This is a genomic window from Neobacillus niacini (assembly GCF_030817595.1).
GTDB lineage: Bacteria > Bacillota > Bacilli > Bacillales > Cytobacillaceae > Neobacillus > Neobacillus niacini_G.
Window position 1 is genome coordinate 3,961,413 of record NZ_JAUSZN010000001.1, and the last position, 23,274, is coordinate 3,984,686.

The window sequence follows — 23,274 nt, forward strand, 5'->3', positions numbered from 1 at the left end:
TACGTAACACTTTTACTCTTTTGGTCATCCCACATCTAAGGATTGATGCTGTGATTGATGCAGCTTCCAATAGTAACTTTTTTGACCTATCAATTCTTTATGAGAACCTTCCTCTATGATTCTACCTTTATCGATGACAAGGATACGGTTTGCATTTTGAATGGTGGAAAGACGATGTGCAATAATAAAGGATGTTCTCCCTGCCAGCAGTGTTTCAAGTCCTTTTTGTAATGCAAGCTCTGTTTCTGTGTCTATGGATGATGTAGCCTCATCAAGAATTAATATCTTGGGATCAGCTAAAAGCGCTCGTGCAAACGAAATCAGCTGTCTTTGACCAGTAGAAAGCCTTGTGCCTCTTTCATTCACCTCCGTTTTATACCCCTCAGACAATCCACTAATAAATGGATGAGCCTGCACAGCTTTCGCTGCTTCAATGACTTCTTCATCTGTAGCATCAAGTCGTCCATAACGGATATTGTCCATAATCGTACCTGAGAAAATAAAAGGATCCTGAAGCATGACACCCATCTGCTTTCTCAGAGAGGCAATGGTTGCCGATTGGATATCAACTCCGTCAATTTCAATCCGACCGCTGCTTACATCATAAAAACGGCTGAGCAAACTGACGATCGTTGTTTTTCCAGATCCAGTTGCTCCGACTAGAGCAATCGTTTCACCTGGATTCACACTAAGATTAATGTTTTTAAGGATTTTTTCCCCTTCTTCATAACCAAAAGTAACATCTTTAAACTCAACTTTCCCCTTTATCAAAGGAAGCTCAGACGCAATTGGAAGGTCTTTAACTGTTGGTTTTTCATCAATCATTTCAAATATTCTTTCTAAATAAGCCGTGGCATTAATGATCGCATTATAAAAGTTCCCAATATTCGCGATTGGCGCCCAAAACATCCCTATGTAACCAACAAAGGCAACCAATGCTCCAACTGTTACTCCATCACCAATCAGAGAGATACCGACAACATAAATGAGTGAGGTGGTAAGTATTGAAATGTTTTCAATCGAAGGCCATAAAAGGAATTGAATCTTTACAGCCCTCATCCACGAGCTTCGATAACTATCAGATACTTCACTGAAAATTCGTTTGTTTTCTTCTTCTCTTGTAAATGCCTGCGTCACTTTAATACCATTAATACTTTCATGAATATAAGCATTCATGTTGGATTGTTTGTTACTTAGCAGCTGCCATGCCTTCCGCTGGGCATTTTTTATAAGCAGGATCACCGCTGCAAGGATTGGAAACCCAATCATCGCCATAAGGGTTAATTTTACGTCAATTGCAAACATAAACCCTAGAATGACAAGAAGACTGAAAAGGTCAGTAATTAAATTAATTAACCCATTTGAAAGTAAATCACTTAAGGAGTTTACGTAGTTTACTACCCTCACCAAAATCTTTCCATGTGGTCTGCTGTCATAGAAGGTAAATGATAGCTTTTGTAAATGAGTAAACAAGTCTTTCCTTATCTGGACGATGACACTTTGCCCTATCTGGGACATCATTCTAATTCTATATTTCATACATATCCCAGTAACAATTATGGCAATTAAGTAAACTCCAGCAAGAAGCATTAAGCCGCCTACATCCTTGCCCGGAATCTCCTCGTCAATGGCTCTACTGATTAGATATGGCCCAATTAAGTTTGCCCCACTGGCAATCAACATGATTAAAACAGTAATTAGGATCTTTTTTTTGTAGGGCTTTAAATAAACCATTAACCGTTTAAGCTGTATAAAACTAAATGGAGATTCCAATTCTTCATCAACATCAAATTTATTGCGCGCCATTGAGATAGTTCACCTCCTCAAGGTCATGCATACCATCAAAGTTTCCCACTTGATTATTAAATACTTTGTAGTAACTTCCTTTTTTCGCAAGCAATTCTTTATGATTCCCTCTTTCAACAATTGTGCCATTTTCCATTACAAGAATTAAATCTGCATCTTTTACGGATGAAATTCGATGAGCAATAATAAAACAGGTTTTTTCCTTTAGAAATGATTTTAAGGTTTTTTGAATACGAAGCTCTGTTTCCATATCCAATGCGGATGTTGTATCGTCCAAAATCAAGATGGATGGGTTTTTTAGTATCGCACGCGCTAATGCAATTCGTTGCCGCTGTCCTCCGGAAAGACCTACTCCCCGTTCTCCAATAATGGTGTCGTACCCTTCTGGCAGCTTTGAAATAAAACCATCTGCTTCTGCCATTTTGGCCGCAGCTTGAACAGCTTCGAAGGACGCATTTGGGTTACCATAAGCTATATTTCCTTCAATGGTATCTGAAAATAGAAATATATCCTGCATAACTGTAGCCATGCTATTTCTCAATTTATGAATATCCCAATCTCTTACATTAAGTCCATCTACTCTTACTTCTCCTTTAGAAGCGTCATAAAACCGGCTTAGAAGATTAACTAATGTCGATTTACCAGCCCCTGTAGGACCGATAATGCCTACCGTTTGTCCCTGCCTAATGTTGAAGTTTATATCATTTAATACTTGTTCGTCACCATAGCTAAAGGAAACTTGTTCAAATTCCACTACACCCTTGAGATGTTTAACATTGTACCTTTTTGTTTCATTCTTTATTTCTGGTTTTGTATTTAATAATTCCTCTACTTTTTCAGCGGATGCAACAAACCTTTGTACATCATTAATCAACCACCCAGCCATACGCATTGGATTATTTAATGCCCAGATTAATGAATTAAATGTAACCAACTCACCCATAGTCAGAGACTGATTAATAACCATGTATCCTCCAACTACGATCATTACCACTGTTAATACCCCTGCAAGTGAATCGAGTATAGGCAGATACTTTTCCCAAACTCTTGAGGAGGCAAGGTTCTTCTCCTTGAAGGCTTCATTTTCTTTTGAAAACTTTTCAATTTCGTACCCTTCCTTAGCAAAAGCCTTTACAACACGATTTCCGCTTATGTTTTCCTGGACAACTGAATTTAATTTTGCAAACTGTCCCCTAATGGCCGAAAACGTTGGTTTGACCGTTAAGGATAAACGCATCGCAAAGAATCCAATAATTGGTGTTATCGCAAGCATAGCTAACGCTAACGGCGGATGGATATAGAACATAAACCCAATGGCAAATAGCAGGATGGTAAGATTCTCAAATATCATATAAATCGTCCATGCCGTAAAATGCCTGACAGCTTCTAAATCCCCCGTCATTCGAGCCATGATATCTCCTGTTTTTGTCTGATCGAAAAACCTAAAATCTAATTGGTTAAGCCGGTCATATAATTTTTCCCGTATGGTGAATATGACACTTTGGGAAACACGTTCGAACATTAACTGATAATTATAGCGAACCACTGTCTTAACAACAGTTATGCCAATCATTGAACCTAAAAAAATCCATAATAGTTCATTCTCTTGGCCATAAATAACCTTATCAACGATTTTTCCAGCAAAATAAGGGTTAAGCATATTTAAAATAGAAATCACTAACGCTAGAAAAAGACCGCTAAATAACCTTATCCGAAAATTCCTTATATACCCCCATACCCAGCGCATGCTTTGCATCATTCACGTCATCCCTCCCCGATGCTTAAAACATAAATACATATTATTAACGCAATTCCCCTTATATGTATTTATATTTCACTTTTAATCTTTTTTTCTTAGTAACAAAAATAAAACATGCATGAACCTATTATAGGGTTATAATTAAAGAATAAAATGCAATATCCTAACAAAAATTTGCACAATTCAAACATAAAAGGAGATAGAAATGCTTCAATTATTTGCCCCTCCCCTGCCAACCTTGCTTGCAGCTGGTCAAAATACTTTTGATATTGGACAGTCGCATATAAATCGTTGCAAGATTGGTGTTTTTGATTTGTTAGTTGTCACAAAAGGAACATTGCACATGGGAGAAGATAACCGACAATTCCAAGTTAGCAGAGGGGAGACACTTATCCTCTACCCCGACCGGCACCATTTTTCTATTTCGCCCTGTGACCAAATTACTCACTTTTTTTGGATTCATTTCACTGCTTCTAAAGGCTGGCAGGACCTAACGACATCTAAACCCTGCCAATACGGTGAAAAAGCAACTGGAGAGCGAAGAAACGTTTTTGTTGAAAACCCTTTCGGAATTACACTGCCTCAGTATTGTAAATTATCCAATCTGGAATCGATCGAACAACTGTGTTTGAAGATTATTTCTTCTGAACATGAGTCGTTCCACACTAGAGAATGGCAGCGTCAAATTCTCTTTCAACAATTACTTCAGGAGCTTTCAACACATATGAAATCAGCAAATCCTATGCCTGCATTAGCTGTAGCAGAAAAGGCTGCCTTCTATTTAAGGAAAAATTATGCCCAAAAGGTCACTTACGAAGACCTTGGCCATGCCCTCAGGTTCCATCCTAATCATATTGCAAGATGTATGATTCAGGCTTTTGGCTGTACGCCGATTGAATATATTAATAGAATACGTATAGACCAAGCAAAGATTCTGCTCGTTTCAACAGATTGGAGTACGGATAGAATTTCAGAAGCCTGCGGATTCACCCAGTCCGCATATTTCAGCAGAGTCTTTAAAAAAATAGAAAAATTATCGCCTAGTCAATTTCGAAAGCAATATGTTGGGAACATTCTGTAAAGAAATCCACTATTTAAAAAAATTCCCAGACTTCATAAAAATCGGGCAAAGTCTTTATTCTAAAGACATTGCCCGACTTCAATCAATATAGTTTAAGCAGCATAGAACCATGTGGCGGCAAAGATAGGCTAATCTTATCTTGGACATGTCCAAGCTCTTCCTGCTTCCAGATATCCCTCATACTTTTTGAGGATGTAAGTCCTAACTGTTCCAACGATACTTGTACCAATGCAGTTTCATCACTTGCATTGAATAATGCTGCATAGGTATGATCCTGTCTATCTTTAGCAGTCCAGACGATTCTATCATCTTGACGGTAAACAAGACGGTTACTATGGCTGTTTTGATTCAATTCGATTACCTCTTTATTGGTAAGCAATGAAAGGGTCCATTCATCATTGTCGCGTAGTTCTCCGCCAAACATCAGAGGTGAGCGGAAAATCGACCACAGTGTCATCATTGTTCGTTGTTCATCTCTGGTGAATCGTGTCCAGCGGTCACTACCGCCTCCATCAACAGAACGGATGCCAATATGACCAAGCGGAAGCATATCACAGTCTGGCCAATGGCCCGGAGCAGAATGTTCGCTCCATTTTTCACATCTTTCAAACATTCCATAGAGGAGGTTCCACTGATCCCAAAAATCATCTGTCATTCTCCACATGTTGGCATTCGCTTTCAGGGTCTCTGCATATTCAAGTGGTGCGGGTCCTGGTGATAGGCTTAGAACCATCTCTCTCCCACTATGATTTATAGCTTTTCGAATCAGTTCTATTTCTTCATTATGAATGTGATAAAGCCTCGAGGCTGCAATATCATCCACTTTAACGAAATCAACTCCCCATTCTGCGTATAATTGAAACAAGGAATTATAATATTCCTGCGCCCCTTCTTTTGATGCATCTACCCCATACATATCCGTATTCCATGGACAAATCGAATTAGGATGGGCTATATCTCTTGCCCCAACGTTTGTTCCTAAAATTGGTGTGTTCGCATGAACAGCCTGCCGCGGAATTCCTCGCATGATGTGAATACCGAATTTTAATCCCAGGTTGTGCACATAGTCTGCTAAGGGTTTGAACCCTTTACCTCCTTCTGCAGAGGGAAAGCGGTTTACCGCAGGAATTAACCTAGAATACTCGTCCATTTCCAGTGGTACAAATGGGCGGTATATAGAAGAGACCGCACCTGGTTCATACCATTGAATATCTACCACCACATACTCCCAGCCATACGGTTTTAAATGTTCAGCCATGTAGTGTGCATTGCCTTTTACTTCTTCCTCCCTAACGGCTGCACCGTAACAATCCCAGCTATTCCAGCCTAATGGAGGTGTTTTTGCAAATGTATGATGTCTCATTTGGTTTTAAGTTCCTTTCAAATTGTTATTTACTCGTATTTCAAAGCGCTTACAAACTATTATAATATTTAATAGATTTAACACTATGCAATTATTTTTACTGAACGCTCAAGTAATTTTACTTTTTAGCCTAATTAGCGGCGGACATATTTAGTTTACGGAATAAAAAAGCCCAGAATTTTTAAATATCTGGACTTTACCCTGCGGATACTTTCCCGCCCCGAAACTCAATAGGTGTTACCCCTACATGCGTTTTAAATAGTTTAATAAAATAGCTTTGATTATCATAGCCAAGACGTTCACAAATTTTTCCTACAGAGTCAGTCGTTTGTTCAAGCAATTCTTTAGCCCTGGCAATCTTCATTTTGGTAACAAATTCAACAAAATTTTCACCAACCTCTTTCTTGAACAGGCGGCTAAAGTAACTTTGGTTTATAAATAAATAGCTGGATACTTCTTCCAGACTGATTCTCTTTTCTATATTTGTAGAAACGTAACCGATGGCATCCAAAATTTCCTTGCGCTTAGTCTGACTATAAGCCGCTTCCGAACGCTTCAAAAGTAATTTGAAAAAGTCAATGAGTAAGACTCTTAATTCACATAAATAATTACTGGAAATAATCTTATTATGCAGACCTTCAACAATATATTCAGAACGAAATAATTGCAGTGCTTGTAATTTAACCTTAAAATCTAGAAGCAGTTTCAACATCCATTCCTTCACCAATTCAGGATGAAACTTCTTTTCTTCAATAAAGGTTATCCATTTGGTAACAATAGGGGTTATCATTCCCTCATCTTTTACGACCATTAACTCTCTAAAGTCTGAAGCTGCTTCGTCGTATTTCGAAAACAAGTCATCATTTTCAGATTGTACAACTTCTCTTTTATGAATTGTTCCTGGAGGCATATAAAATCGCTGTTGTTTTGCACTTTGTAGAGTTATTAATTCATGTCTCAATTCAGTAAAGCTTGAGAAACTTTCCCCCATCAAAAAAGATATATTCATATTAAAATATTTTGTAAAGGCATGTTGAAATTTTTTTATACATTCTTGTTTTTCATCAAAGCAGCCTTTTTTTTGTTTAAGTGAATCCGGAAAACACAGAATAAATTCCTTTGGGCCGATATTAAAGAAAACTGCTTCAGATTTAGAATCTTTACTAATATCTGTGAAAATATTTTGAATGGCAAAAGTTATTATTTCTTCTGATAGGTATCTATCTTTTTCGACATTGTAATCAAGAATCATGGCAATTGAAGCTGTGTAGGATGTTCGATCTAGTTGAAGTCCTAAAGATTCAGCCTCATTTAGCCACTCTTTTTCATCCACTGATACTTGATTGATGGTTTTCTTAATAAATCTTTCCCTGATGCTGTTTTTATTTTTATCTATCAACTGTTGTAATTGAACCTGCTTAACGTCTTTCTTTTTTTGTTTATCAAGGGTATTTACGATCTTTTTGATCACCTGGCACAGGTCTTCTGGATCAAACATGTCCTTTACTAAATAATCCTGTACCTGCAGCCTTAGTGCCTGTTTAGCAAATTCAAATTCAGAATGGCACGATAAAATAACAACCTGCAAATGGGGATTCAGCTCTTTTAGCCGTTTAGTAAGTTCAATTCCATTCATCTTTGGCATGCCGATATCTGTGATTAATAGATCAGGCATCTCATTCAGAGCTTTTTCGAAGGCGGCTGCACCATTTTCGTGCGTACTTTGAAGCGTTAATCCCAGGTTCTCCCACTCAATCGTTTCAGACAATAATTCTATTACCGGATAGTCATCGTCAACTAGCATTACTTTGTACATTAGGTCTCCTGCCTCCTTTTGGAATAGACATAATGACTTGAGTTCCCTTACCTAATTCACTTTTTATATCCATTTTGAATTCCTGACCAAAAGTCATATACATTCGTTCATAAACATTTGATATTCCTATAGACGAGAACCCTTTATTATTTTTAGATGTGCTATTATCTAGGGTGTTTGAATGGATAAGTTTCCTTTTTAATAGAAGTAATGTCTGCTCGTCCATTCCTCCGCCATTATCTTCAATCATGATCATTACTTCATTTTCTGTCATTTCCGCATTAACTATAATTTTGCCTGCACTCTGGTTTAGTCCATGAATGATGCTGTTTTCAATAATTGGCTGAAGAATAAACCTTGGAATCATGATTAGATTGGCCTCTTCATGAATGGTTATTTCGACATTAACCTTTTCTTTTTGCCTCATATTCATGATGTTAATAAAATCTAAGACAATTTGAACCTCTTCGTGAAATGTGATGATTTCTTTGTCTTTCGATATCGTCATACGAAGTAATTTTGACAAGGAACTAATCATATTGGCACTTTCTTTATCCCCTTTTACCATGACCTTCATTCGAATCGAATTAAGAACATTAAAAAGGAAATGAGGATTGATTTGTGCCTGAAGCATATCTAATTCTGCTTTCCTTTTTCTATCCTGGGTGGCAGTTATATCCTGAATCATTTTATTGATCGTATTAAGCATTTGATCAAAGGACGAGGACAGTCTGCCTATCTCATCCTTGCTTTTGATACGTGAGCGGATATTTAAATCCCCTTGCTGGACTAAGTCGGCAACATTGCCTAAACGCACAATCGGCTTTGTAATCGTTCTCAATAAATAAGTCATAAGGATTAGAAAAATTGTAAAAAATAAAACTTGAAATGCTACCACTTTATTGAATATTGTGTTAATTTTACTTGTTGCTTGTTTATAAGGGATTAACGATACTAATTTCCAGCCAGTAAAAGAGATTTTTTGTTCAGCTATTAAATAATCCTTTTTTGAAATCTCGAATATATTTGACGAGTTTTCTTCTGTAAGCTGATCACTATATTTAAACTTTTCTCCAATTCTATCGTCGTTTGTGTGAGATATAATTTGATTTGAAGAATCTAAAAGGATCATTTCTTCCTTGCCATTCATGTTCTCGAAAATTTGATTAATCTTATTTTCCATTATGGTTACAATCACATAGCCGTAAATATTTAAACTGTCATCTCTTAATGTTCTAGCAATTGATATTTGATAGGGATTAATCGGTTTTTCTGAATTAAACATGGTTGGCTGGCTGCTAATCCAAACTGTTTCATAGCCTTTTATTTTATTTAATTGTTTAAACCAATTTTCATTATAGATATCTTTGGGATTTAATTCATAGTTAGAATAATTTGTATACGATATACCATTCTCCAGGAGAATCGTCACATATGACTTTCCTCCAACCAATGTAATATTTTCAAGCGTTTTTATGATTTTGCTGTCATCTAAAAACTGTTCGTATTTTTGTTGTGATGTTTGATTTGCTGAACCCTTAATTTTCCGCTTTAATATCGTATTCATTTCTGCGTCGACTTGTATAAAGTTCGTTATGTACATCATATCTTCAAGAAGCTTTTCCACATATTCATTGGCAATGGTGAGCTCCCTATTTGCATTTGAATGTGCCTGTTCCTTGATTGTATCTTTTGTTAAATAGTTATAGATAAATAAGGTAAAAGTTGCAGGAATGACAAGACAAATGATAGATATGAACATGACTTTAAAACGAAAAGAACTTGATGATACCAGCAACTCCCTTACCTTATTCCACATAATCCTCAATCCTCCTATACCGGAGTTTGCGCAGGTATGATAAAAACCCCTCGATAGACAAATCGTTTACTGATTGTTGTTAAGGATTTCTTGTACTCTCTCTTTGGAAACCTCAATCGTACGATCAATATTCTGTTCACCAAATATCAATTTTTCATATTCCTCGTTAAGTACTTTATAAATTTCTGCCTGATTTGGAACAGGCGAAACAAACTTCGATGATTTCGCGTTTGTTAATACCTCTATCAGTGATTCTTTATCAATTTTCTCAGGATTTTTTGTACCATTAAGTATTCTATCAATGATTACATTGGTATCATGATTACTAACCTTATTCCAAGATGGCACGTTTTTACCCTGAATAATTTGCCCTTCAGTCGTGTACCATCGGATAAATGTGTACGCTTCTTGCTTATGATCTGATTTCGCTGCAACCGCCAAATAGTCTGTTGTGACTGGTGCATATCCACCTTTATCTGCCTTTTCATTTTTCGGGTAAGGTGCAACTGTAATATTGAAATTTAATGGATTCAGCTCAGTGCCTCCAAGCTCGGCATTTACCCAGCTTCCAATGATGATGGAGCTTGCAGCTTGAGTAAAAAACTGTTCTCGGTAATGAAGCTTTTGAGTCAGGACCTCCTCATAAGGTACAGCTGATTGGTCCTCTTTTTCCATCTTTACCCTCATTTCAAGTGTCTTCTTAAAAAGGGGATGTTCCAGATTAGATTTCCCTTCTTCTGTAGTAAATTCAGTATCTTCATCCTCACTTGCAAGTGCTAGTCTCATATACTCCAGCCAGCTTCCATCCTGTGGCCCATGGAAATAGGTTCCGTAATGCCCATCTCGTGTCATGGCTTTCGCATATTCCATAAATTCATCCCAAGTCCATTCCTTTGGGACCGTAAGACCTGCGGCATCCAGATGGTCTTTATTTATAAGAACATACCAAGGATTAAATTTACCTGGCAGTGCATAATATTTACCGTTTATTTCAGTATCGACCTTATATTCGTCTGTAACTTTGTATCCTTCTTCGTTAATAAATTCATCCAGAGGAGCAGTCATACCCATACTTACATTCTGGGCATAACTAGCGGATTCACTAAACATGATAACATCCATTTGTTCTCCTGATGCTGCTGCAAGACCTAGTTTCTTTGCTGCCTCCTGCGTGTCTCCTTTTTCACTAAGGATAACTAATTCAACATCGATCGTTGGATATTTCTTCTCAAAAGATTCAATGGTGTTCTTCCAATTGTAGGATTCTTCATTACCATGAGAATAGAACTTAATCGTGACCTTGTTGTCCTTTTTCGAATCAGATGCTGCCTTTTTACCGTTTTCTGAACATCCTGTGACTAGGACTGAAAATATTACGGTGCATGTCAAGAAAGCCCAAACCTTCTTCATCCTTATCCCCCCGGAGATTTAACTCTGAATGAAAACCTTTACATAATAACCCTCAATTCTACAAATTTATATAAATTATTATACTATTTATCAGAATATTTGACATCTGTTTTTGGGGGGAAGTTTGACGTGACAATTATAAATAAATTTAAAGAGGTGAATTCATCACTCTGACTCCATATACTCCGCCTGCTGCTTTCCCTTCGGAAGATGAAAAGTTCACTTCAACCTTTTGTTTTCCCTCTGTTAAAGCATTTTCCTGGGATTCTTTAAAAATACCTGCTAATAATTTGACCTTTTCCATAATGTAAACTCCTTATATTTGTTTGTCTACATCGACAATTGGATTACCATTAATAAAGTTAATTTGACTGATACATGTTTCCCGGAGTAAAGAACAATCCGGTTTAATTAATCGGTGATACACTAAATACCAGTTTTCCTTATACTCTGTCATAGACGCATGACCAGTTCCAAAAATTTGTTCTGATGGTTGTGTTACATGATTGTCCTCCGGAGTTTCGTATGGTCCATAAATATTGTTGCTCGTTGCAAAACAAATTTGATACCTCGGATCACGTGTATCATAATTGCTCCAAGTGAGTAAATAGGTTCCATCAATTTTTTGAAGATGAGGTCCTTCGTTGTAAACACTGTTGTCAAATATATTCGGGTCTTTACCTCGATTTTTATAAAGTTGGTCTGACAGGAGAACAGGTTCGGATTTGAATGTAACCATATCCTCTTCAAGAGGAACAATCCAACACTTACCTTGTCCCCAGAGCAGATATGGCTGATTGTCATCATCTACGAATAAGTCAGCATCTATGCTTTGGCACCCATATTCATCTTTACTAATTAATGGACGGCGTAATATATCCTTAAAAGGTCCAAGTGGAGAGTCAGAAACAGCTACACCAATCTGCGCTTCAGCAGAAAAATACATATAATATTTTCCGTTATATTTATTTACCCCTGGTGCCCATGCTCTTGTGTTTGCCCATGCTACATCCTTCAAATCTAGCGCTAAATAGGGACCAGCCCACTGTATGAGGTCTTTACTGTGAAATACATGAAATTTTTCGTAAACCCATCCTGCACTATCTTTTGTTGGATACAAATAATAATCGTCGCCATCTTTTAAAATAAATGGATCCGCCCATTCACCCTCAATAATTGGTCCTTGTCTATCCATATTTACTTGTCCTCCGTTTTCTAATAATTATTTAATGAATTCTATCAGTCACTTATATTCAGAAATCTATTATTGATAAATAAAAGAAGACTGCCTCATAGTAGTCGCAATTCGCCCCTTTTGAAACAATCTCCTTTAATTAGTATCGCGTGCTCTTTTCAACACTTATGTTAAGTTGCATGAATAAACTTCTTTTCAGAAAACCAATAAGTAATAAACGCTGAAACACTGAAAAAGAAGAATACTAAGAAAAAAGAAAAACGTAGCGATATGAAAATCAAGCCTATTATCATCAATAAATTTACCAAAGTTATGAAAGGCTTAAATATTGCTAATTGAAAAGCATTTTTCATTAATTGTTTGGATGAATAGTAGCCATTAACCATTAAAGGTAATAGATAAAGAACAGAAATGAATAAAAAGAAGCTAATCATCAGTAAACAAATAAATAGAATATCCTTTATACCTATTTGCATCCGACTAATGAGATAGAAATCTGCAAAGATTAGCAAAAATAGTCCCGTCACAGCCGGACCGATCATCATACTTTGCTTAAAATTTTCAACAAAAAGCAATTTATAGGTAGTAAAAACAGGTGGATCATTCTTTTTCACCCATTGTCTAACCACACCAAAGAGTGCTGCCGCAGCAGGAAAAATGGTTATGATTGGTAGACAACTAACTAAGAATAATAGGTTTAAATAAGAAAAACGATATATCCATGTGCATACACGATGAACTAAGCCATCTACTTTAAACATTTAATCCACTTCCTTATCTGTTTTTACTACCACGCTGCATGTATTTACATTATCTGCTTTTCCATTCATCTTCCACTTGTAAGAAACGGAGCTCTTCCACAACACCAGGTTCGCCCTGTTCAATAGACTCTAGCAAGATAGCAAATGTATTACCTTCTTTCTGAATCCATGGGCCTGGGATAAAGGTTATTTCAGGATTTCCGCCTCTCATTTGCGGCCTCGATTTACTGGATGGGTTCCATATTCGGCCAATCAGTCTGCCATTCAAATAAAAGGTTAACTTCATATTTGAACCACTGGATACTGCCTTCCAACAGCTGGTTGTATCGATGCCATCAAGATTCCCAAAGGCCCAAGCACTGCTTCCAGAAGCTAACTCAACAGGTAATTCAGTGTGGACTGCTAAGGTTTTAGCCTTTACAGCATGATTCCATAAAGAAGCTTCATCCGCAGAAGTTAACTCCCAATCTACTGCTTTAACACCCTCGTAAAGGATGACAGATCCATTACTTAAGCCATAATAGGTTTCTAGAAATAGAGTAAGCTGTACTTCCTCGCCGCCCCTTACCCACTTAGTAAGGTCTAAATATGGAGTTAATGGATTCACCTTGCCTGCTAAGTTCCCATTAATAAAAACTGTAACAAGAGATTTTATTCCCGGAAGGTGAAGAACCCAAGTGTTTGATTGGTCAGATAGAGAGAAACTTTTTCTGTAATAACCATAGGATGGATGATGTTCTGTCATCCACGAACCCCAGCCGATAAGCGGCCATTTTCTAGTGTCACAAGATAAAGATGTGTATAAATGATGCTCATTAGAGGAGCGAACTTCCTTAAAGCGCCAATTACTGTTTAATTTTAAAATATCAGTCACGGCAACAGCACCAGTTAACCCTTTTTGCCCCTTCAGACGAAAAGTAGGAAGCCTGGCATCATCAAAGTTGGAATGTCCCCAAATTTCTGAACGAACCAATAACTTCATTTCGTTGCTGGATTTCTCATCTTCAAACGGAAGATAATAACTTCCGCCGCCAGGCACAACTGTCCCATGATATTCGTCGTCAGTATAAACAGAACAAATATCACTTGCATCCTGCAGCAGAACTCCTGATACGCCTCTAGATTCTAGTGTATTAAATTTAGCCTTATACCAAGAATATCCTTTGTAAACTCCTCTGTTTTCCAACCATTCTGCATCGGAGCCAAGTTGTTGAAGGTTCCCGCCTAATTCAGGTGCACCGTTATTTAAGGCTGCAACTGACCACTGAATTTGAGGGAAATCCTTTTCTACTGTTTGTGCAATGAGCTCTTCAAAAATGAATTGCCCTCCTGATTGTACTTCCTTTAATCTAAGTGCCTGTTCACGCACAAGCAGGTCAATTGTAAGGTTTTGCCCTGTTGATAAAGTGATTTTTGCAGACCCTGCAGCATTTCTTTCAGCTGTTAAGGTAATTCGTTCTCCATTTTGTATAAATTTGAGATCGCCGTTCGTTTCAATTTCCACCAAATTAGGAAGAATAAATGATAACTCTGACTCACCCTGCCCAGAGAACACAAAGTTAGTTTGATTGCCTTGAGTTTGTGCATAAATCAATTCAGCAGAAGCAAATTCTAATCTTCCTTCGGACACACCCCAATGACTTAGCGGCGTTTGAGCTAATAATAGCGGGCAGCCTCCCTCTGGAATCATCAGTTTTGTCTGTTCCGGGAAGGTATAACCTTCTATATGAACGGAAACAGTTTTCTCTTGATTACTAACATTAGGTAGTGAATACAAATACCCGCCGCCATATAATGCCAAGACATTGGGTCCTGTCACCTCATCTGAGGAAGCCCCGCTTAGCGTAAAACTGTGATCATTTGTATAAGAGGAAAGTGCCAATGAATCACCTGCAGCTTGTATGATCCGGCTCATTAATCTGCCCTCGTATGCTTCAGGACGTACTTCTCCAGCGGAAGAAATCATTCCTCCAAAGTCATAATCAGAAGTCAATAGCGCGAGCGGATCTCCCCAATTATTAGCTGCATTCGTAAAGCCAAAGTTTGTTCCTGACACCTGCAAGTAAGGTCCTAATAATTTTGCGCCGCCTGCCAATAAACGCCGCAGTAAAAAATGAGATCGATTTGTTTCCGTTACCATTAATGGTATATCTTCACTACTTAGGGTATCTACATATGCATGAACCTTAGCCTCAAATTCTGGATCTCGATCATTTGGATATAAATTACAGGCCGGGATAACGCCCGTTGAATTTCCTGTTGCTAAGAATAAATCTCCTTGACCTGCACAGGCGATTAATGGGACCTCTAAACCATTCCCCAACACCATATCCCGGAGTGCTGAAATATAACCCTCAGGGTCTTGGCAGCCATAAAAATCGAGCTCGTTATCAAGTTGAACACAGATAATCGTTCCCTTTTCACCCAATTCATATTTTTTAAGAATCGGCAAAATCTGTTCAAACCATCGATTAACATGAGCTAGAAAAACAGGATCATTATCTCTCAATCTACTATTTGTATCGGAAAATAAGTAAGAAGGAAGAGCACCGCCATCCCACTCAGAACAAATATATGGCCCTGGACGTGCCACAACATAGAGTCCTTCTTCGGCAGCCATCTGCAGAAATGCTTCTACATCCTTCTCTCCGCTAAAATCCCAAATATTTTGTTCCGTTTCATGATAGTTCCAAGGAAAGTAGACATCTATACAGTTGTACCCAGCCTTTTTAACTTTTAATAGACGATCTTTCCAAAGATCTCTTGGAATGCGAAAATAAAAGAGGGAGGCACAAAGGATAACGGTTGGCTTTCCATTAATTTCAATACCTTTACTAGATAGTTGAATACCTGTTTTCGTTTTATCTTGTATACTCATAGAATCACTTCTCCTTTACCCTTTAAGGGCTCCACCAAGTTTGATTCCACTCATAAAATACTTCTGACCTACTGCGAATAGCAAAAGAGTTGGAATTAATGCTAATAATGTTGCGGCAAACATCATACCGTAATCTGTGATTCCCTGCTGCCCGGCATTTAAACTATAGATTCCTAGTTGTAATGTAAACTTTTCAGGATCATTTAAGTAAATAAGCGGTCCCATGAAATCATTCCAGTTGGCGTTAAACGTCCAAATCATAATGGTGATAATAATTGGTTTACACATTGGGGCGATGATTCTCGTTAGAATTCCAAAGGAACTGCAGCCATCCATTTTTGCGGACTCATCCAATTCTTTTGGAATTCCCATAATAAATTGACGTAATAAAAAGATGTTAATCGCAGCTGCAAAAAAGTTAGGAACAATTAGTGGTAAGTAAGTGTTAATCCAGCCAAATTCTTTGTACATTAAAAACTGCGGAATCATTGTAACCTGTCCAGGAATCATCATAGTGGCTAATACAAGCAGGAATATTACATTAGCTAGCGGATGACGAAAACGGGCAAATCCATAAGCAACACAAACGGAGGATAAAACTTGTCCGATAATGGCGCTGATGGTAATAATCAGCGTATTAGCTGAATATTGAAACATTGGAAAAATACTTAGAACTCTGGAGTAATTATCCCATTTAAACTCAGAAGGAACCCATTTGATTGGAACGGAAAAGATATCACTTGACGGTTTTAATGACGCCGAAATGGTCCAAACTAAAGGCAATAACAGCATAGCTGCAATTATAGTTAGAACCAAATACCGTAAGGACCGTAACATAATCTTCGGAAGTTTTGATTTCGTACTTGCTTTTTGATTGATTTGAACTTGTGAAATGGCCTCCGTATTAGTTTGACTCATAGTATACCCACCTCTTTGAGACTACTAGATTAATAACAGTCAATACCATTATCATGATGAACAGAACCCACGCGATTGCAGATGCGTAGCCCATTTTGTAAAATGTAAAAGCATTGTCAAATAAATTAACCATTAAACTGTCTGTCCATGCTTTTTGGTTACCAGGCATAATCTTTGGCTCCATAAAAATTTGGAATGAGCCAATGATGCCCATAGTAACTTGGAAGAAAATAGCTGGGGTTATCAATGGAAATGTAACACTCCAAAATTTCCTCCATCTTGAAGCTCCATCTATTTCAGCGGCTTCATGTAGTTCCTTAGGAACACCCGCTAAAGCTGGCAGCCAAATCATCATACTTCCTCCTACACCCCACAGACCTACGAGTATAACGGCTGGTTTAGACCAAAACTCACTCTGAGACCAGCCGGGACCCTCAATTCCAAACCATCCAAGTGCTGCATTAATTAATCCAGCATCTCCATTTCCGGTTCCTGGATACAACAAGTAGCTCCATAACATAAGGACAGCTACTCCACCGAACACTGCTGGCAAGTAAAAAATAATTCTGAAGACATTTATTCCTTTTATTTCTTTTGAAAGCAAGATCGATAAGAGCAAACCTAATGTGACTGAGAGCGGAACCCCTACTAGCGCATAAAAGATTGTATTACGTAAGGCATTCCAAAAATAAATCTTATCATCCATTAGTTCTTTATAATTTTCAAATCCCACCCATTTAGGCGGAGTAATGATATCCCACTGCATAAAACTTAAAGCTAGTGATGAAAAAAATGGGATAGCAGTAAATGCTAGAAAACCAATAATCCAAGGTGAAATATAAATCCAGAAGTTTCTCTTTTCATGTTTGGAAATGGAAGAAAATACTTGTTTTGTTTTTGCCATCATAGAACCCTCCTAACTTATAGGAGGATAGAAGTAATTACCTCTACCCTCCCAGTTCTTTACTTTGCCTGCTGCGCCTCAGTAAGCATTTTTTCTACTTGAGGCTTCATATCCTTAAGTTGTTTTTCAACATCTGCATTTTCTGAAAAAATTGGAGCTAAGTAAGTATCTGCTAGTTTGTTGATTTCGCCCCACTTTGATGTAATTGGCGGTACGAAGGCACCATCTACTGAAGTAACAAGTGCTTGAAGGTTTACTGCATCTCCATGAACTTTAAGGTAAACATCTGAGTTTGCGACTGATTTTAAAGGAGGTACTTCTCCACCTTCTTTGGCAAGAATGGTCTGACCAACTTCACCTGTCCAAAACTTAACAACCTTCCAAGCAGCATCCTTGTGTTCAGATCCTTTTGGAATTGCAAACGCATTTGAGAATAGCGGTGTTGTAAATTTTTCCCCTGTAGGAATAGGAGCCACTTCCCATTTGAAGTCTTTAATGTTTGCAATCGCTGATAGTATGTGCCACGGGCCATCTACTAACATACCAATCTTTCCGCTTGTCCATAAATCAACGCCTTTTGGTATATCACTAGTAAGAGGAGCAACTTTATCCTTATAGATTAAGTCCTGCATGAATTTAAGTCCTTTAATTGATTCTGGTGAATCCAAATTAAACTTAGTATGGTCTTCAGTCATTAAGCTTCCACCAAATGATTCAACATAGGCCATGTAGTTTGCCCACCAAGTTCCAACACCTTGAACACCGAAAACTCCATCTTGTTTGTTGGTAATTTTAAGGGCTGCATTATGGAAATCTTCCCATGTCCATTGGTCAGTCGGATAAGGGATTCCATTTTTATCAAATAAATCTTTATTGTATAACATGATCATTGCACCCAAACGCATAGGCATTGCCATGACTTTATCGTCGTATGTGTACGCTTCCATACCTGCGCTGAAATAATCATCCTTAGAAACTCCGTCTTTTTCCATATACGGTGTCAAGTCTTCTAATGTTCCTTTGCCAGCATAAGTATTAAATGCTTCAGCTAACTGAACAACATCATAAGAAGATCCGCCAGCCATGGACGTTAGCAATTTCTGATCATAACCATCAGAAGGAATCTGAATTAATTTTACATTGATATCTGGATTCTCTTTATTGAATTCTGTTCGAATGGCTTCCATTCGCTTCTTGTCAAAATCCCCTCCCCAATATGTAAATGAAACTGTTTCTTTTTTGTCTCCATCACTACCTGATGAGCCAGAGGTTTTCGCAGAATCACTTGAACAGCCCGCCGCAAGTAATGTCGCAGAAAGCGTTACTGCAGTAAGTATTTTCTTTAAACTTTTCATCATTTACCCCCCGAATTTAGCTTCTTTTAAACCGCACAAATATGTTTGGTCTCAATTACCTTTTCCCTGTCCTTCACCTCTCTTCTTTACTTGTAAGCCTTTACAAATAAATCTTATCAAATTTACTTTTGTTCACTATAATAATAATTTTACTTGTTATACGAAAATTTTGACTATTACACACAAAGAAGGGCATCTTCCGTTTGGGAAGATACCCTTCTCTTTATTGAATAGCGTAAATTTTACATTTCTCATAGAATTTCGTTTTCCCTACTTCGAGCAGCCTCGCCGCTTCCAGTTTATTACCATTTGAAATAGAAAGAGCATTTAGGATTGCTTGTTTTTCCGCTTGTGCAAGTGTTTCTTTTAATGATTCAATATGCCTTTCGGCAACGTTTACTGACTCTTTTTCGTTTAATTTTTTGGGAATACTTCCTGTTTCATCATCACGTAAATATAATGGCAGGTGTACTACTTCTATTGTATCTCCATCTAAGACATTGATAGACCTTTCTAGAACATTCTCAAGTTCCCGTATATTCCCTGGCCACTTATGCTGATTTAGTCTCTCAACTACTTTAGCAGATAGTTTAATACCTTTACGAAAGAATTTTCTTTCTAATTTTTCTAGTAGATTATAAGCTATTAACTCGACATCGCCATTACGCTCCCGAAGTGGAGGGATTTCAATTTTAATGACGTTTAACCGGTAATATAAATCTTGACGGAATGTTCCTTCTTCTACCATTTCCTCTAGATTCCGATGTGTTGCTGCAATAATGCGGACATCTACCGCAATTGATTTTTGACCGCCGACTGGAAGTATTTCACGCTCCTGTAAAACCCTCAAAAGCTTACTTTGCATTGCAAGCGGCATATCACCGATTTCATCAAGAAAAATGGTTCCACGATTTGCCCTTTGAAAATGCCCTTTCTTGCCGCCCTTTTTAGCACCAGTAAAGGCACCATCATCATAACCAAACAATTCCGATTCTAGTAAGTGTTCTGGAATAGACGCACAATTTATTGGCACGAAAGGATAGTCTGCACGCATGCTGTTATTATGAATGGCAGAAGCAAATAATTCCTTACCGGTACCCGATTCTCCAAGTAATAAAACCGCTGATTGACTGCTGGAAACTCTTTCAGCTAATTTTTTGACAGCTGAAAAAGAGGGACTATTCCCAATTAGGTCATTAAAGTAATATTTACTTTTACTATTTTTTTCAGCTTTTGTTTTATAATAGTTCACTTCTTCAACAAGATGCTGAATTTTATCTTTGTATAATAACCAATCCTCGGGATTGCGAAACATGACGGTTCCGACTGCTCCTACTAATTCGCCATCAATAATAAGAGGATATCGATTTGCAATCATTTCACTGCCGTTAATGGGCTGTACGGCGGCCAGCTCTTTTTGTCCGGTTTTCGCGACGATATGCATCCTTGAGTTCTCGATTACATCTTGAGCAGGCTTTCCTATAGCTTCTTCAACCGTGGTGCCTAGAAATTCACAATAAGCCGCATTGATATATAGAATAATACCCTCACGATCAACAACAACAATCCGTTCACCTGCAAGATTAATAATTTCTTCAATCCAATGATGTGGAATTTTTTCCGTTCTTGGTATCATATCTCTTCACCCTGGTAGTTTTTGTTTATGTTTATTATATCAAACCGGCTTGGGTAATCACCAAGTAGAATAAAAGAATCCTGTTCGGTAAACCGAGCAGGATCTCTTTTCTATTGAACCGTATAACCGCCATCAAGAATAACGGCCTGACCTGTAACTCCTCGTGCTTTGTCACTAGCTAAGAAAGCAGCGTAATCGGCTATTTCAGATACAGCCAACAGCCTTTTTTGAGGTACAAGTGTAAGAAGGACATCATCAATGACACGTTCAAGACTTACATTTCTTGTGATAGACAAGTCTTTCAGCTGGTTTCTAACTAGTGGTGTATCAACATAACCCGGGCATAATGCATTTACAGTGATTCCATGTTGAGCGCCCTCTAAAGCCGCAACCTTCGTTAACCCAATCACTCCATGCTTCGCACTATTGTAGGCTGCCTTACCGGCAAAACCAATAACTCCGTTTATCGACGCCATATTGATTATCCTTCCAAAGCCTTGTTGTTTCATGATCGGGAACACATGTTTAATTCCAATAAACGGAGCCGTCAGCATGACCTTTATTAAAAACTCAAATTTTTCAGTAGGGAATTCCTCAATTGGTGAAACATACTGAAGTCCTGCATTATTTACTAGAATGTCAATTCTTCCAAATCTGCCATTAGCAGATTCTACTGCATTCTTGAATGCTTCTTCATCCGTGACATCACAAGGAGCTGAAAATGCTTCATATCCTTGCTCTCTTAGTTCATTTGCAACACTATCACTTTTTTCTTTATTCAAATCGGAGATGACCACTTTTGCTCCCTCTTGTGCAAAAGTCTTAGCAATTTCTAAGCCTATCCCACTTGCAGATCCAGTAATAAACGCTACTTTTCCGACTAACATGTTGACCCTCCTAAAATATTTATTTACTAATCTAACGTATGTTTCTGAATTTTATACAAGACCTAAGAAAGTATAGATAGCAATCACGAAGAAAACAGCTATAGTTTTAATAATCGTAATCGCAAAAATATCACGGTAGGATTGTTTATGAGTCAATCCTGTTACAGCTAAAAGGGTAATTACCGCACCATTGTGTGGAAGTGTATCCATACCGCCTGACGCCATTGCAACAACACGGTGCATAACTTCGGGTGGAATATTAGCTGCAGTAATTGCCTTATTGTATTGATTAGCCATAGCTCCTAACGCAATTCCCATCCCGCCAGATGCCGAACCGGTAACACCCGCAAGAGTACTAGTCGTAACAGCACCGTTTACCAGTGGGTTTGTGAATGTAGTAGAGATTCCATCACTGATTTTCGCAAAGCCCGGAAGTGCAGCAATGACACCGCCAAATCCATATTCAGCACCAGTATTCATCGTTGCAAGTAATGAACCGCCAATACTTTGGTTGATTCCTTCTTTAAATTTATTTGATACTCGTTTCCAATCATATAAAAGAGAAGAAATAATACCGACAACTAATGCCATCTCAATTGCCCAAATTGCAGCACTTGCAGTAACGTCAATAGTGTAAGGTAAACCTATCGCTTCAAAATCAAACCCATTTGGATACCATTTAGGTATCATGGTTATGAATAGTTTATTGGTAACACCTACAAGAATAAGTGGAACAAATGCTAAAACTTGTCTTAAAACAGATTGATTAGAAGTTAAATCTGGTGCTCCGTCTTCTTTTTCATCTAGTAAGTCTTTTGCCAAAGCAGCTGCATTCTCAGCACCAAAGCCATAATAGCCCTCTCCCGCTTTTTCCGCCTTTTTCCTTCTCATTTCCAGGTACAATAAACCAAGTGTCAGGACAAAAATAGCTCCTATGATACCAAGGATTGGCGCTGCATAAATGTCGGTCTTAAAGAAAGCAATCGGAATAACGTTTTGTATTTGCGGCGTTCCTGGTAATGCGTCCATGGTAAAGGTGAAAGCACCAAGTGCAATGGTTCCTGGAATAAGTCGTTTAGGGATATTTGCTTCTCTAAACATTTGTGCTGCAAACGGATAAATAGCGAATACGGCAACGAATAAACTTACACCGCTATATGTTAAGATGGCACCTAGTAAAACAATGGTAAGCATGGCGCGCTTTGCACCAAGTATACGAACAATCGTCTTCGCAATGGATTCGGCAATTCCTGACATTTCCACTACCTTCCCGAAGATCGCTCCTAATAAGAAGACTGGGAAGTAGGATTTGATGAACCCGACCATTTTTTCCATAAATACCCCGGAGAAAAACGGCAAAACTTGACTTGGATCAATAAATAAAACAGCTAAAATTGCACATAATGGAGCGAATAAAATAACCGAAAAACCACGGTAGGCGGCGAACATTAGCAGTCCAAGCGCCAAAAGAATAACAATTAAATCCATTTAAATCCCCCTAAATCTTTTATTTTGCAAGCCTCAACCAAAATACCCCTCATCGTAAGCGTTTTCATTCAATACCTACGCTTATATAAATGCAAGTTCCATGCCAATTTTATTTTTTTATTCTAAATAATGATAATTTTCTATCTTATTATACTATTTATTACTATTATCTAGTTGGTTACCATTATAAACCGGCAA

The 23,274-nt window shown here is 37.9% G+C and carries 17 protein-coding genes; 1 reads left to right on the plus strand and 16 read right to left on the minus strand.

The annotated features are described in order from the left end of the window. Window positions 1-24: 24 nt before the first annotated feature. Window positions 25-1,806 carry an ABC transporter ATP-binding protein gene (locus tag QFZ31_RS18780; protein WP_307305655.1) on the minus strand — a complete coding sequence of 594 codons (1,782 nt, stop codon included), beginning with the start codon at window positions 1,804-1,806 and terminating at the stop codon, window positions 25-27. Further along, a complete protein-coding gene (locus QFZ31_RS18785) occupies window positions 1,793-3,562 on the minus strand; it encodes an ABC transporter ATP-binding protein (RefSeq protein ID WP_307311657.1) in 1,770 nt (589 codons plus the stop codon). The genes QFZ31_RS18780 and QFZ31_RS18785 overlap by 14 nt, the downstream gene beginning before the upstream one ends. A gap of 208 nt (window positions 3,563-3,770) precedes the next feature. On the opposite strand from QFZ31_RS18785, the gene QFZ31_RS18790 reads away from it, so the two are divergent. Continuing rightward, window positions 3,771-4,646, plus strand: a complete 876-nt coding sequence (locus QFZ31_RS18790; protein ID WP_307305657.1) for a helix-turn-helix domain-containing protein — start codon at window positions 3,771-3,773, stop codon at window positions 4,644-4,646. 82 nt (window positions 4,647-4,728) lie between these two features. Here QFZ31_RS18790 and QFZ31_RS18795 read toward each other — a convergent pair whose 3' ends face one another. From QFZ31_RS18795 to QFZ31_RS18860, 14 genes are all read right to left on the minus strand, one after another. Further along, entirely contained in the window at window positions 4,729-6,009 is a 1,281-nt protein-coding gene (locus QFZ31_RS18795) for a glycoside hydrolase family 27 protein (protein WP_307305660.1), read from the minus strand. A gap of 196 nt (window positions 6,010-6,205) precedes the next feature. Continuing rightward, on the minus strand, window positions 6,206-7,825 hold the full coding sequence (locus QFZ31_RS18800) for a response regulator transcription factor (RefSeq protein ID WP_307305663.1): 1,620 nt from the start codon (window positions 7,823-7,825) through the stop codon (window positions 6,206-6,208). Beyond that, the gene (locus QFZ31_RS18805; protein WP_307305665.1) at window positions 7,803-9,644 is read right to left on the minus strand and encodes a sensor histidine kinase; all 1,842 of its coding nucleotides are present in this window, start codon (window positions 9,642-9,644) and stop codon (window positions 7,803-7,805) included. Before QFZ31_RS18805 ends, QFZ31_RS18800 begins: the two co-directional genes overlap by 23 nt. A gap of 66 nt (window positions 9,645-9,710) precedes the next feature. Further along, entirely contained in the window at window positions 9,711-11,054 is a 1,344-nt protein-coding gene (locus QFZ31_RS18810; RefSeq protein ID WP_307305669.1) for an ABC transporter substrate-binding protein, read from the minus strand. A gap of 148 nt (window positions 11,055-11,202) precedes the next feature. Then, window positions 11,203-11,358, minus strand: a complete 156-nt coding sequence (locus tag QFZ31_RS18815; protein ID WP_307305672.1) for a hypothetical protein — start codon at window positions 11,356-11,358, stop codon at window positions 11,203-11,205. Between the two features lie 12 nt (window positions 11,359-11,370). After that, entirely contained in the window at window positions 11,371-12,249 is an 879-nt protein-coding gene (locus QFZ31_RS18820; protein WP_307305674.1) for a family 43 glycosylhydrolase, read from the minus strand. Window positions 12,250-12,419: 170 nt separating this feature from the next. Next, window positions 12,420-13,010 (minus strand): YesL family protein, encoded by a 591-nt coding sequence (locus tag QFZ31_RS18825; protein ID WP_307305677.1) that lies wholly within the window; start codon window positions 13,008-13,010, stop codon window positions 12,420-12,422. A gap of 49 nt (window positions 13,011-13,059) precedes the next feature. Next, window positions 13,060-15,888 carry a beta-galactosidase gene (locus tag QFZ31_RS18830; protein WP_307305679.1) on the minus strand — a complete coding sequence of 943 codons (2,829 nt, stop codon included), beginning with the start codon at window positions 15,886-15,888 and terminating at the stop codon, window positions 13,060-13,062. A 15-nt stretch (window positions 15,889-15,903) separates the two neighbouring features. Continuing rightward, window positions 15,904-16,806: a carbohydrate ABC transporter permease gene (locus tag QFZ31_RS18835; protein ID WP_307305681.1), complete on the minus strand. Its 903-nt coding sequence runs from the start codon at window positions 16,804-16,806 to the stop codon at window positions 15,904-15,906. Beyond that, on the minus strand, window positions 16,793-17,710 hold the full coding sequence (locus tag QFZ31_RS18840) for a carbohydrate ABC transporter permease (RefSeq protein ID WP_307305683.1): 918 nt from the start codon (window positions 17,708-17,710) through the stop codon (window positions 16,793-16,795). The genes QFZ31_RS18835 and QFZ31_RS18840 overlap by 14 nt, the downstream gene beginning before the upstream one ends. A gap of 59 nt (window positions 17,711-17,769) precedes the next feature. Further along, window positions 17,770-19,065: an ABC transporter substrate-binding protein gene (locus tag QFZ31_RS18845; RefSeq protein WP_307305687.1), complete on the minus strand. Its 1,296-nt coding sequence runs from the start codon at window positions 19,063-19,065 to the stop codon at window positions 17,770-17,772. A gap of 223 nt (window positions 19,066-19,288) precedes the next feature. After that, a complete protein-coding gene (locus QFZ31_RS18850) occupies window positions 19,289-20,701 on the minus strand; it encodes a sigma-54 interaction domain-containing protein (protein WP_307305689.1) in 1,413 nt (470 codons plus the stop codon). A gap of 110 nt (window positions 20,702-20,811) precedes the next feature. Further along, complete coding sequence (locus tag QFZ31_RS18855) at window positions 20,812-21,588, minus strand: 3-hydroxybutyrate dehydrogenase (RefSeq protein ID WP_307305692.1); 777 nt, start codon at window positions 21,586-21,588, stop codon at window positions 20,812-20,814. Between the two features lie 51 nt (window positions 21,589-21,639). Further along, the gene (locus tag QFZ31_RS18860) at window positions 21,640-23,076 is read right to left on the minus strand and encodes a GntP family permease (RefSeq protein WP_307305695.1); all 1,437 of its coding nucleotides are present in this window, start codon (window positions 23,074-23,076) and stop codon (window positions 21,640-21,642) included. Window positions 23,077-23,274: the final 198 nt, after the last annotated feature.